Here is a 12,702-nt window from a genome sequence, read left to right as displayed (position 1 = left end):
TCTGAACGAGACCTTGCGGGTGTCCGGCAGGCAGAACGCGCTATCCCATCACGTTAAGGTAGGCGTGGAGGGTAGAGAAGCGCCAGCGCCGAGGTATTCGTTGGTGCCACGGCGCTGAAATGCCTGCGCGCTCAAGCCTTCGGCGCCTTGCCGCTCAGCTTCATGCCAAGGCCGCGCAGGAAGACGCGGATGCCGTCGCTCTTGCCCAGTTGGGGGCGATGACGGAAGACGTCGTAGTCGACGGCTTCGATCATGTCGAGAATGCGCAGACCGCCATGCACCACGCAGCACAGTTCCAACCCGAAGCGACCCGGCACGCGGTTCGCCAGCGGTGCGCCACGCAACATCATCTTGCGGGCGAAGTCGACTTCGTAACGCATCAGCGCGCGGAACTTGTCATCGTACTTGTGCGCGCCGATGTCGGCGTCGGTTACGCCAAAGCGGGCCATGTCGTCCTGCGGCAGATACACGCGCGCTTTGCGCCAGTCGACTTCCACGTCCTGCCAGAAGTTGATCAGTTGCAGCGCCGAGCAGATGTCGTCGGAGCAGGCGATGTTTTCCGGCGTGTCGAGCTTGAACAGGCCGAGCATGATGCGACCGACGGGATCGGCCGAGCGGCGCGTGTAATCGCGCAGGTCGGCAAACGTGGCGTAGCGCTTGGTCTCGATGTCCTGATCGAAGGCGGAAAGCAGATCGGAGAACGGTTGCACCGAAAGGCGGTGCTCGGCGATCACCCGGGCCAGAGCAGCGAACAGCGGCATGTCGGGCGACGTCGGCTGTCCGGCGGCGATCTTGTCGAGTTCGGCCTGATAGGCGGCCAGCCCGGCGTGGCGCTCGGCGTTGGTGGCGTCGCCCTCGTCGGCAATATCGTCGGCCGTCCGGGCGAAGTTGTAGATCACGCCTACGGGCGCGCGCATTTCGCGCGGCAGCAGGACACTGGCGACCGGGAAGTTCTCGTAATGCTCGATCTTGGCGTCGGAAGTCATCGGGTGATGCGTGTGAGGCGAATATGAAGCGAATGAGGGCCATGCCGCATCGATGTTTGGTTTCGAAGGCCAAAACCCCGGGGCGGCGCGCAATGCCCCGAGATTCTATGTCATCGCTCCTCATCCTGTCGGGAAAGTCGTGCCAATCCCCGGTATACTTCACCCTTTGCCAGAATTCTCTGGGTCTTATAGCAGTGTCACCCTGTTCCCCTGTACGACGAGGAGCCTCGTGAGCGTCGCCGAACCGATCGAAATTTCGCCTGAGCAAAGCAGTGCACGCGTGGCGTCGGGCAGCAGTTTTTACGCTGCCATGCGCATTTTGCCGCCCGCGCAACGCGAAGGCATGTTCGAGATCTACGCCTTTTGCCGTGCCGTGGACGATATCGCCGACGATGGCGACGATACGTCGGCGAACCGCATGGCGCGTCTGGCCGTGTGGCGGCGCGATCTGGCCGATCTTTACGACGGTCGTCCGACGCCTTCGCTGGGCAACCTCGCGCGCGCCGTCAAGCAATTCGGTCTGAAGCACGAAGACTTCCTCGCGGTCATCGACGGCATGGAAATGGATGCCTGCGGTCCCATCGTCGCCCCCGATCTGCCTACGCTCGACCTGTATTGCGACCGTGTGGCGAGCGCCGTCGGCCGTCTGTCGGTCAAGGTGTTCGGCATGCCCGAGCAGGACGGCATCGATCTGTCGTATCACCTCGGTCGTGCGCTCCAGTTGACGAACATTCTGCGCGATATCGACGAAGATGCGGGCATTGGCCGCGTCTATCTGCCGCGCGAAACGCTGGCGGACGCCGGTATCGTCGGTGCGACACCCGACATGGTCGTCGCCGCCCGTCTCGATAAGGCGTGTGCGCCGCTCGTGGCGCAGGCGCGTGAGCATTACGCCCGTGCACGCACGATCATGGCGCGCCACCCGCGACGTGTCGTGGTAGCTCCGGCCGTCATGGCTAAGGCGTACGGCGCGATTCTCGACAAACTCATTGCGCGCGGCTTCGCCGTGCCCCGCGAGCGCGTGCGTGTGCCGCGCTGGCGTCTGATTCTGATGCTCGTGCGGCAGATGGTTTTCTGATGGCGGGGACCGTTCACGTCATTGGCGCTGGCCTGGCTGGGCTGGCCGCCGCCGTCAGACTCGCCACGCGCGGTGTTGCCGTGGTGCTGCACGAAGCCGCACCGCAGGCCGGCGGACGTTGCCGTTCGTACTTCGACAAGCAACTCAACGCCGTGATCGACAACGGCAACCATCTGGTGCTCTCGGGCAACACGACGATGCGCGAGTTCACGCGCACCATCGGCTCCGAGCACACGCTGACCGGCCCGGATCGCGCCGAGTTCGCGTTCGTCGATCTCGAAAGCGACGAACGCTGGACGGTGCGGCTCTCCGAAGGGCGTCTGCCGTGGTGGATCTTCGACAAGCACGCCCGTGTGCCCGGCACGAAGTGGTCGGACTATCTGTCGCTCGCGCCGCTGCTGCGCGCGGGGCCGGACGCCACCATGACCGACGCCATGAATTGCCCGCCGATGCTGTACAAGCGGCTGATTCATCCGCTGTTCCTCGCGGTGCTCAACGCCGATCCGGCGGAGGGTTCGGCGCAGATGGCCGGGGCGGTGCTGCGCGAGACGCTGGTGCCGGGAGGCAAGTCCTGCCATCCGCTGATTGCCACGGAAGGGTTGGACGTTTCGTTCGTGACGCCTGCGCTGGCGTATCTGGAAGCGAAGGGCGCGCGCGTGATGATGCAGCACCGTGTGCGCGAATTGCACTTTGCCGCCGACGGCAGCCGCGTCGAAGCGATCGATTTCGGCGACGGGCCAGAGCCGCTGGCCGCCGACGATGCCGTGGTGCTGGCGGTGCCGCCGAACGTGGCGGCGTCGTTGGTGCCGTCGCTGACGACGCCGGACGAGTACCGTGCCATCGTCAATGCGCACTACCAGGTGCCACCGCCGCCGGACTGCCCGCCGATGATTGGCGTGGTGAACGGTGTGAGCGACTGGATTTTCGCGTTCGATGGCCGTCTCTCGGTCACGATCAGCGGAGCCGACCATCTGCTCGACGAGTCGCGCGAATCGCTTGCGCTTCGCATCTGGGAAGAGGTCGCCAAAGCTTGCAAGATTCCGTCCACGCCGATGCCGGTGTGGCAACTGGTGCGCGAGAAGCGCGCCACGTTTGCGGCGACGCCCGCACAGGACAAGCGTCGCCCCGGGGCGAAGACGCGCTGGCGCAATCTGCTGCTGGCGGGCGACTGGACGGCTACGGGGCTGCCCGCGACCATCGAGGGCGCACTGCGCAGCGGGAATCTGGCGGCCGATCTGCTGCACCGCGCCTGACCGGTTGCAATCGTCACTGCGACCGTCAATGCGCATGTAACTGTTAACCGGCGCCTAACGCGCGCCGCTCTATCGCCTTTGAATAGGCAAGAACGTCATGGATACGATACGCGATGCTTCCGAAAAGGAAGCGCGACGCACGGCCGCTGCCACGGCTGTGGACCTCAAACTGCACACCGAACTCGCTCAAAAGGTGAGTACGGCGATGGCGACGCAGACGCTGGAAACCGGTATCGACCGCTCGATCACGGCGCTGCTCGATCTGCAACAGGACGACGGTCACTGGCTGTTCGAACTGGAAGCCGATGCGACGATTCCGGCCGAGTACGTGCTGCTGCGTCACCATCTGGGCGAGAAGGTCGACGCCGACCTCGAAGCGAAGGTCGCCGCGTATCTGCGTCGCATTCAGGGCGAGCACGGCGGCTGGCCGCTGTTCCACAACGGCAAGTTCGACATGAGCGCGAGCGTGAAGGCGTATTTCGCGCTCAAGATGATCGGCGAGCCGATCGATGCGCCGCACATGGTGCGCGCGCGCGAAGCCATCATTTCGCGTGGCGGCGCGCAGAATTCGAACGTCTTCACACGCATTTTGCTGGCGCTTTACGGCGTGCTCGAATGGAAGGCGGTGCCGATGATGCCCGTCGAAATCATGCTGCTGCCGCAGTGGTTCCCGTTCCATCTCTCGAAGGTTTCGTACTGGGCGCGCACGGTGATCGTGCCGTTGCTCGTGTTGCAGGCCAAGCGTCCGCTCGCGCGCAATCCGAAGGGCGTGACCATCGACGAACTGTTCATCGGCAGCCCTAAGGATGTCGGTCCGCCCAAACGCGCCCCGCATCAGAGCCGCTTCTGGTTCACGTTCTTCTCGGGTGTCGATCATGTGCTGCGTGCGCTCGATCCGTTCTTCCCGAAGAAGCTTCGCGAGAAGTCGGTCAAGCGCGCGGTCGAGTTTGTGGAAGAGCGTCTGAACGGTGAAGACGGCCTCGGCGCGATTTATCCGGCGATGGCCAACGCCGTCATGATGTACGACGTGCTTGGTTACCCGGAAGACCATCCGAGTCGTGCGATTGCCCGCAAGTCGGTCGAGAAGCTGGTAACGCCGGCCGATCACGAGACGTACGTGCAGCCGTGTCTGTCGCCAGTGTGGGACACCGCGCTGTCGGCCCACGCGCTGCTGGAAACCGGCGACAAGCGCGCTATCGAACTGGCGGGCAAGGGGCTGGAATGGCTCATCCCGTTGCAGATTCTCGACGTGCGCGGCGACTGGATCTCGCGCCGTCCGAACGTGCGTCCCGGCGGCTGGGCCTTCCAGTTCGCGAACCCGCACTATCCGGACGTGGACGATACGGCCGTGGTCGCGATGGCCATGGATCGTTACGAGAAGCTCGCTGGCACCTTCGAGAACGACAAGGTCGATGCGAGCGCGCGTCCGATGCGTCATGCGATCGATCGCGGCACGGAGTGGGTCATCGGCATGCAGAGCAGCAACGGCGGCTGGGGTGCATTCGAGCCGGAAAACACGCATCTGTACCTGAACAACATTCCGTTCTCGGACCACGGTGCGCTGCTCGATCCGCCGACGGTGGACGTCTCCGCACGCTGTCTGTCGATGCTCGCGCAGCTGCCGCAGTCGCCTGAGCGTCGTGCGTCAGCCGATCTGGCGCTGAAGTACATTCTTGACGATCAGGAAGCCGACGGTAGCTGGTACGGCCGCTGGGGCATGAATTTCGTGTACGGCACGTGGTCGGCGATGTGCGGTCTTGCGGCGGCAGGCATTCTGCCGGAGCATCCGGCGATGGCTCGTGCTGCGCAGTGGCTCCTCTCGATCCAGAACGCCGATGGCGGCTGGGGCGAGGACGGCGACAGCTACAAGCTCGAATACAAGGGCTACGAGGCCGCGCCGAGCACGTCGTCGCAAACCGCTTGGGCGCTGCTCGGTCTGATGGCGGCAGGCAAGGCCGATCATCCGGCGGTCAAGCGCGGCGTCGATTACCTGCTGAACACGCAGAACGACGAAGGGCTGTGGGACGAAGACATCTACACGGCGACGGGCTTCCCGCGCGTGTTCTATCTCCGCTACCACGGCTATCGCAAGTTCTTCCCGCTGTGGGCGCTCGCGCGTTTCCGGAATCTGACGGTGCGTAACGACTGTCCGGTGCCTTGCGGGATGTAACGCCCGTCGCTCGTCGTCGTAATCAGACCCTCGTCGCCCCGGCATCGACCGTTTTCGTGTTGATCGCCGGGGCGATTCGTTTTACCGTTCGCTGTCGATTTCGTTCAAGGTATTCATGAATCAGCCCATCATCGTCGTGACCGGTATGCCGTTCGAGGCTCGCATTGCCAAGGGTGAAGGCGTGCGTGTGGTCTGCGCACAGAATGACACGCTGGCGGCGGAAGTGGAGGCTGTCATTGCCACCGAAGGCGCGCGCGGGCTGGTGAGCTTCGGCACGGCGGGCGGCCTGATTCCCGGCGTGAAGCCAGGGCAGTGGGTCATCGCGCACAAGGTGCTCGACATGCCGCAGCAGGCGCGTGAGTCCGTCACGTCGATCCCATGGGCCGATGCGTTGCGTCGTGCGTTGCCCGCCGCACTACGGGCCGATTTAGCAGGGGTGACGGCACCGGTGGTGACGGCGGAAGACAAGGCGGCGCTGTTTCGCGAGAGCGGGGCGGCGGCGGCCGACATGGAGTCGCATATCGTCGCGCGCGTGGCGCAGGCGCATGGGTTGCCATTCGTTGTCGCGCGCGTGGTGATCGATCCCGCCGAGCGCTCGTTGCCTCCGGCGGCGCTCGCCGGTATGCGGCCCGATGGCTCGGTCAATTTGCTTGGCGTGCTGGGATCGCTCGCGAAAAACCCGCTGCAATTGCCAGCGTTGCTTCGCGTGGGGAAGGATGCGGGACACGCGAAGGATGCGATGCGCCACGGGCGTCAGATCGTCGCGCTGCGACTTGGCGAAGGGTTCGGCGCGGTGGCGGCGGGGATTTGACGATCCCAGCGACATCTGCCCGTCAATCTGTCCAAAGACCTGTCAGCCTTGACAGGTGCGTGAACGGGATTCGTTGCCTAAATTGCAGTTAGCTTCCCGTGTCGGGGGCGCTCCCGCAGGAGTCAAACATGGCATCCATCCACCGTGTTGTCCCTCAAGAGTTGGCGGACATGAACAACGCCAGTATCTCGATTATGGGCGACGGGTTCTCGAAGGCTACGGCAGTCTATTTCGTGGACTCGACATCATCGACGAAAATCTTCGAGCGCACGTTCAAGATCGTCAGCGATGGACAGATCAACACGGTACTTCCGTCTCTGACGCCCGGGCAGCTACAAGTATTTGTCATCACCGGTGGCACTGAGGCTGAGGCGGGGCAGGGAGGATTCTTGGGATCTGAAGGGCCCGTTAACTACATCTACTACGTTCCGCGGAAGACGCAGCTCTGACTCGAAAGTCGTTCGATACAAACGGACGTCTGCTGGCCGTACGCCTGTGCGCACACTCTCGTCAGGATACCTGTCAGCGTTGACAGGTGCGCGAACGGGATTCGTTGCCTAGATTGTAGTTAGCGTCTCGTCTCGGAGGCGTTTCCGCCAGAGTCGATCATGGCAGCTATAAAAGGCGTCAGCCCCAGACATACACCGACCATTGAAAACATTTGGCTCAGGATTACCGGAGACGGGTTCCTGAACGCCACGTGCGTCTATTTCGAAGACTCGACAAACACGAAAGTTACTGTAAGCAAATTCGATAGAATCAATGACAGTCGGATTGACGTAGTGATACCGGCACTTGCCCCCGGCCCGGTATATGTATCCGTAATTGTTGATGGCGAGACGGCCACTGTAGAGATGGCGAACGTCGATAGAATTTACGGGCCCACCAACATGACTCTTTTCGGTATGGTTCGGGTTGAGGAGCCCCCGGATCCTGTTAAGGCGGGGACCACAGGTTACACCTGGAAGATCACGCCCGGGTTAGAGCAAAAGTAACATCATGGGTCAATCTTGAGATTCGCTTTCGCACACGCCGCAATCATTAAAAAACCCCACAAGTGCAAGCACCTTGTGGGGTTTTGAATTTTGCGAAACGTTGAACTCAAACGTCCGACGACTGTTGCCCGCGTGCCTGCGCACGGCCCTTCCACATGCCGCCACGACCGCGCCAGTGTTGCAGCGCCGAGTCGAACGTGAAGACGGTATAGAGTGCGGCCACGAGCGGCAGCATCGGACCGAAGCTCGACGGCTGACGGTAGAAGCGCAGCATCGGCAGATACGAAATCGTCATCGCGATCCAAGCAAAGAGCCCCAGCCACTGGCCGATGCCCGAGCCGAAGATCGTCATGACCGGTGGCACGATGAACGTCAGCAGCAACGACACGATCGTGCCTGCCAGCAGCACCGGTGAGTACTGCAACTGCGCGTAAGCCGTGCGCGACACCATCTTGCGAATCTCGCCGAGGTTGTCGTATGGACGCACGCTTACCGCGCGCTCCGTCAACCCCAGCCAGATCGAACCTTGCTTCTTGAGCATGCGTCCCATCGCGCAGTCGTCGATGATCTCGTCGCGAATCGCTTCGATACCGCCACCGGCTTCGAGCGACGGCCGATGGATCAGCATGCAGCCGCCAGCAGCGGCCGCCATCTTCTTCTTCGGATCGTTGACCCAGGCGAACGGATACAGCATCTGGAAGAACAGCACGAATGCCGGAATCAGCGTGCGCTCGAACCATGCCGTGCAACGCAGCTTCGCCATGAGTGAGACGAGTACGCGGTTATCGCCCGTCGCGCGCGTCACCAGACGGCGCACGTTGTCGGGCGAATGCGCGATGTCGGCGTCGGTGTGCAGCAGGTATTCGGGGCGGATGCCGTCGTCGTTGGTCGCCGGATCGCTCGCGAACGCTACGCCCTGACGCACCGCCCACATCTTGCCGGTCCATCCGCCGGGCAGTGGTTGACCCGAGAGGACATCCACGCGTCGCGTCAGGCCGTCGGCGGCAGCGCGGGCGGCAGCTTCGCGGGCGAGGTCCGCCGTGCCGTCGCTGCTCTGATCGTCGACGACGACGATGCGCAGGCGTCCCGCGTAATCCTGACGGCAAAGCGACTCGACCACCTGACCGATCGATTCGGCTTCGTTGCGCGCAGGAATCACGACAGCAACGGCAGGCCATACGACCGGAGCGGGCAGACGGTCTTCGTTCAGATCGTCGCGCTCACGCGCACGCCAGAAATCGCCTTGCGAGATCAGCAGGTAGATCCAGATGGCCAGCGACAACGCGGCGATCCAGGCCAAAACAGTCATGAGAGATATCCGGCAGAACCAAACCAGGCGAGCGCGTCGCGCAGACCTTCGGGATAGGCGCGGGCAGTGTAGCCCAGCTCGCGTTTGGCCTTCTCTGAGGAGAAGAACATGTGATAGCGCGACATCTTCAGGCCGTCGACCGTCACGAACGGCTCTTTGCCGGTGAAGCGCGCTACGCCCTGCGCCGCCATCGCGAGCGGATACAGCGGCCAGCGGGGCAGGGCAATCTTCGGCGCTTTGCGTCCGACCATGCCAGCGATGCTGGCGAGCATGTCGCGCAGCAGCACGTCGTCGCCACCGAGGATGTAGCGCTCGCCGATACGCCCACGCTCAAGCGCCAGCAAATGGCCTTCGGCGCAGTCGTCGACGTGCACGAGATTGAGCCCCGTATCGACGAACGCAGGAATCTTGCCTTGAGCGGCTTCGACGATGATGCGCCCGGTGGGCGTGGGCTTGATGTCGCGCGGCCCGATGGGCGTGGACGGATTGACGATCACGGCGGGCAGGCCGTCGTTCGCAATCATGCGCTCGACCAGACGTTCGGCCGCGACCTTGCTGCGCTTGTACACGCCGATAGTCGTGGCTTCTTCGTTCGGGGAGGTTTCATCGACAGGGCCGGTGGCATCGTGCACACGCAGCGTAGCCACGCTGCTGGTGTACACCACACGTTCGACGCCCGCACGCAGCGCGGCTTCCATCACCGTGCGCGTGCCGTCGATGTTGGCCCGCATGATGTCGTTGGGATCTTTCGCCCAGAGGCGGTAGTCGGCGGCCACGTGGAGCAGGGCGTCCACGCCGGTCAGCGCGCGCTGCATCGATGCCGCGTCGCGCATGTCGCCTTCCACGACCTCGACAGGCAGGTCGGCGAGGTTCGCCCGGGGGCTGGTGCCACGCACCAGCAGGCGAACCTCATGACCGCGCGCGAGCGCCGTACGTGCTACCGCAGAACCGACGAACCCGGAGGCGCCGGTGACCAGCACTCGCGACGGCATTTACGCCTTAGCCCGGCGCAGTTCGTCGAGCTTGATCTCGACGTGCTTCGAGAACACGAACTCAGCCGGACGCTGCTTGGCGAACGAGATGTCGTCCGCCATCTTGCCTTCGGTACGCACGCCCTTGAGCGCCACACCCAGAGCACGCAGCGGGTGCGAGATGGTTTCGTTCACGGCCGTCGCTTCGAAGCCGCTGTGCACCATGCAGTCCGCGCACTTCTCGTAGTTGCCCACACCGTACTTGTCCCAGTCGGTGGTGTCCATCAGTTCCGTGTACGTCTTGGCATAGCCTTCGCCGAGCAGGTAGCACGGACGCTGCCAGCCGAACACCGTACGCGTCGGGTTGCCCCACGGCGTGCAGTGGTACGAACGGTTGCCGGCGAGGAAGTCCAGGAACAGGCTCGACTGGCTGAACGTCCAGTTCTTGCCGCCGTTGCCGCGCTTGAGAATGTCGCGGAACAGTTGCTTGGTCTTCGAACGGTTCAGGAAGTGCTGCTGGTCCGGGGCGCGCTCGTAAGCGTAGCCCGGCGACACGGTGATGCCGTCGAGGCCCAGATCCTTCGTCGAATCGAAGAACTTGGCGACCTTTTCCGGATCGGCGTTGTTGAACAGCGTGCAGTTGATGTTCACACGGAAGCCGCGCGACTTCGCCAGCTTGATGGCGGACACGGCGCGGTCGTACACACCTTCCTGCGACACGGCGGCGTCGTGCATTTCACGGTCGCCGTCGAGGTGGATCGACCACACGAAGAACGGGCTCGGCTCGTAGTCGTCGATCTTCTTTTCGAGCAGCAGGGCGTTCGTGCACAGATACACGAACTTTTTGCGCGCGATGATGCCCTTGACGATCTCCGGCATCTCTTTGTGCAGCAGCGGCTCGCCGCCAGCGATCGAGACGACCGGTGCGCCGCATTCGTCCACGGCGTCAAGGGAGTCCTTGAGCGAGACGCGCTGGTTCAGGATGGGATCCGGATAGTCGATCTTGCCGCAGCCCGAGCAGGCCAGATTGCAGCGGAAGAGCGGTTCGAGCATCAGCACCAGCGGGTAGCGCTTGACGCCCTTGAAGCGTTGCTTCATCAGATAGGCGCCAACATACGCCTGTTGCAGAAAGGGGATGGCCAAGTTCGGCTCCTGTTCGTATAGCGTTAGCCAGCGACCGCGTGGCGTGCGGCGACCGGCTCGTCTTTGGTCAATTCCGACGGCAAGCGGAACTGGATAGTTTCCTCGATGCCGTCCATGAGAGTCACTTCGACCGTGTCGATGCGACGCAGCGCATCGATCACGTCTTCGACCATGCGCTCGGGCGCGGACGCCCCTGCGGTAATGCCGATGCGGGCTTTGCCGCGCACCCATTCCGGATTTACCTCGGAGCCGTCGGCCACGAGATAGCTCGGCAGCCCCATTTCGGAGCCGATTTCGCGCAGGCGGTTCGAGTTCGAGCTATTCGTCGCCCCGACCACGAGCAGTACGTCCACACGCTCGCACAGCTCGCGCACGGCGGTCTGGCGATTCTGCGTGGCGTAGCAGATGTCTTTGGTGTTCGGGCCGACGATATTGGTAAAGCGACGTTGCAGCGCAGCAATGATACCGCGAGTCTCGTCGACCGACAGCGTGGTCTGCGTGACGTACGAGACCGGCGTGTCGATGGCGAGCGGCAGGGCATCGACATCGGCCTCGGTCTGCACGAGGTGAACCGGGCCGTCGATCTGGCCCATCGTCCCCTCGACTTCCGGGTGTCCGGCGTGACCGATCAGAATGACTTCACGACCGGCAGACACGTAGTTCTTGCCTTGAATGTGCACCTTGGTGACGAGCGGGCAGGTGGCATTGAGCACCTTCAGACCGCGAATCTCCGCTTCCTGCTCGACGACGCGTGCGACGCCATGGGCGCTGAAAATAGTGACAGCGCCCGCAGGGGCTTCGGACAACTCGGCGATAAAGCGCGCACCCTTCGCCTTGAGCGAATCGACCACGTGCTTGTTATGGACGATCTCATGGCGAACGTAGACCGGCGCGCCGTATTTTTCCAGCGCACGCTCTACGATCTCGATGGCACGTATGACACCCGCACAAAACCCGCGGGGTTGGGCAAGTAAGACTTGCATTCAGCTCTCCGGCTCAGGTCGGCCGGGATGGCGGTTTCTATCGGGTTTCCATGCACCTGGAAGCCAGGCGCGATGGAGCGTACAAGGCCAGTTGCGATGGCAAATCGTACACACCCGTGGGGGGACCGCCGTCCGGTCGTTTGACAAGCAGCGATTGTAACCGTGGCTGCCAAATATTGCTGACGACCCCCGGTAGGAGAGCGCCCGCAAGTGTTGCATAAATGTTGACGAATCGGTGCCGATCTGGGTGAGTTCTGCGCCGATCCTGCTGCCATTCCCCGCAAATTTCGGTGAACGGTCATTCAATCTGCCTGGCCGGAAGCGAACGGCTTCTCTAAGTCGTTGATTTTATTTGCCGAAACGGTCGTTCTTCTCGCGCAGGTAGGCGATCAGGCTGTCGATGCCACCCTGGGCGATGCGCGCCTTGAACTGCGGCTGATACAACTGGATGAGCCAGGCGTTGGCCACGTTCTCGCCCATCATGTTGATGTCGTAGATCTTCCAGCCCTTGTCGGTCTTCGTGAGACGGTAAGCGACCGACAGGTTGTCGCCTGTGCCGCTGACGGTTGCGCCCACCACCACATCGCTGCTGTTTGCAGTGAGTTTCGCCGGATCGAACTTGAACGTCAGGTCGTTGCCGCGCACTTGCGAGAGTTGCAGCGCAAAGGTGTTCACGAGCAGTTGCTGGAACTGTTCGAAGACCTGCTGTTGCTGAGTGGGCGTCGCGGCATCGAAGGCTTTGGGGCCGACGGCAAAGCGCGTGGTGCGCAGGAAATCGGCATACGGCAGGAAGTCGCGGGCGACGACGCGCGCCGTGGCGGAGACATCACCGGTCTTGGCCACCGGATCGGCCTTCACGGCCTTGACGACCGTCTCGACGGCCGTCTTCACCATGTCGTTCGGATTGGCGCTTGCCTGCGCCCAGGCACTGGATACGGTCACTACGCTGCCGATACCGCTCAAAGCGACGGCAGCCACCGTCATCAGGAATTTATTCATGCCA

At 62.8% G+C, this 12,702-nt stretch carries 12 protein-coding genes; 6 read left to right on the top strand and 6 right to left on the bottom strand.

Annotation, left to right across the window (positions count from 1 at the left end):
• Positions 1 to 131: 131 nt before the first annotated feature.
• On the bottom strand, positions 132 to 986 hold the full coding sequence (gene hpnC / locus PCO31010_RS19570) for a squalene synthase HpnC (protein WP_150665736.1): 855 nt from the start codon (positions 984 to 986) through the stop codon (positions 132 to 134).
• A gap of 229 nt (positions 987 to 1,215) precedes the next feature.
• Here hpnC and hpnD point away from each other — a divergent pair, with 229 nt between their 5' ends.
• The 6 genes from hpnD to PCO31010_RS19540 all read left to right on the top strand — a co-directional run bounded on the left by hpnD (position 1,216) and on the right by PCO31010_RS19540 (position 7,293).
• Positions 1,216 to 2,064 carry a presqualene diphosphate synthase HpnD gene (hpnD, locus tag PCO31010_RS19565; RefSeq protein ID WP_150577348.1) on the top strand — a complete coding sequence of 283 codons (849 nt, stop codon included), beginning with the start codon at positions 1,216 to 1,218 and terminating at the stop codon, positions 2,062 to 2,064.
• Positions 2,064 to 3,317 (top strand): hydroxysqualene dehydroxylase HpnE, encoded by a 1,254-nt coding sequence (gene hpnE / locus PCO31010_RS19560; RefSeq protein ID WP_150665735.1) that lies wholly within the window; start codon positions 2,064 to 2,066, stop codon positions 3,315 to 3,317. Before hpnD ends, hpnE begins: the two co-directional genes overlap by 1 nt.
• 205 nt (positions 3,318 to 3,522) lie before the next feature.
• Positions 3,523 to 5,487 (top strand): squalene--hopene cyclase, encoded by a 1,965-nt coding sequence (gene shc / locus PCO31010_RS19555; RefSeq protein ID WP_150665874.1) that lies wholly within the window; start codon positions 3,523 to 3,525, stop codon positions 5,485 to 5,487.
• A 115-nt stretch (positions 5,488 to 5,602) separates the two neighbouring features.
• Positions 5,603 to 6,298, top strand: a complete 696-nt coding sequence (locus tag PCO31010_RS19550) for a phosphorylase (RefSeq protein WP_150665734.1) — start codon at positions 5,603 to 5,605, stop codon at positions 6,296 to 6,298.
• Positions 6,299 to 6,426: 128 nt separating this feature from the next.
• On the top strand, positions 6,427 to 6,747 hold the full coding sequence (locus PCO31010_RS19545; protein WP_150665733.1) for an IPT/TIG domain-containing protein: 321 nt from the start codon (positions 6,427 to 6,429) through the stop codon (positions 6,745 to 6,747).
• A 159-nt stretch (positions 6,748 to 6,906) separates the two neighbouring features.
• On the top strand, positions 6,907 to 7,293 hold the full coding sequence (locus PCO31010_RS19540) for an IPT/TIG domain-containing protein (RefSeq protein ID WP_150665732.1): 387 nt from the start codon (positions 6,907 to 6,909) through the stop codon (positions 7,291 to 7,293).
• 106 nt (positions 7,294 to 7,399) lie between these two features.
• On the opposite strand, the gene PCO31010_RS19535 is transcribed toward PCO31010_RS19540, so the two are convergent.
• The 5 genes from PCO31010_RS19535 to PCO31010_RS19515 form a co-directional block, all read right to left on the bottom strand.
• Entirely contained in the window at positions 7,400 to 8,602 is a 1,203-nt protein-coding gene (locus tag PCO31010_RS19535) for a glycosyltransferase (RefSeq protein WP_150665731.1), read from the bottom strand.
• On the bottom strand, positions 8,599 to 9,594 hold the full coding sequence (hpnA, locus tag PCO31010_RS19530; RefSeq protein WP_150665730.1) for a hopanoid-associated sugar epimerase: 996 nt from the start codon (positions 9,592 to 9,594) through the stop codon (positions 8,599 to 8,601). Before hpnA ends, PCO31010_RS19535 begins: the two co-directional genes overlap by 4 nt.
• Entirely contained in the window at positions 9,595 to 10,716 is a 1,122-nt protein-coding gene (hpnH, locus tag PCO31010_RS19525) for an adenosyl-hopene transferase HpnH (RefSeq protein ID WP_150665729.1), read from the bottom strand.
• Positions 10,717 to 10,739: 23 nt separating this feature from the next.
• Positions 10,740 to 11,699 carry a 4-hydroxy-3-methylbut-2-enyl diphosphate reductase gene (ispH, locus tag PCO31010_RS19520; RefSeq protein WP_150665728.1) on the bottom strand — a complete coding sequence of 320 codons (960 nt, stop codon included), beginning with the start codon at positions 11,697 to 11,699 and terminating at the stop codon, positions 10,740 to 10,742.
• A 348-nt stretch (positions 11,700 to 12,047) separates the two neighbouring features.
• A complete protein-coding gene (locus tag PCO31010_RS19515) occupies positions 12,048 to 12,698 on the bottom strand; it encodes an MlaC/ttg2D family ABC transporter substrate-binding protein (protein WP_150665727.1) in 651 nt (216 codons plus the stop codon).
• Positions 12,699 to 12,702 lie beyond the last annotated feature (4 nt).

It is taken from the genome of Pandoraea commovens (assembly GCF_902459615.1).
GTDB classification, from domain to species: domain Bacteria; phylum Pseudomonadota; class Gammaproteobacteria; order Burkholderiales; family Burkholderiaceae; genus Pandoraea; species Pandoraea commovens.
Note: the sequence above shows the minus strand (reverse complement) of the source record. Positions and strands in the feature narration are given on the sequence as shown.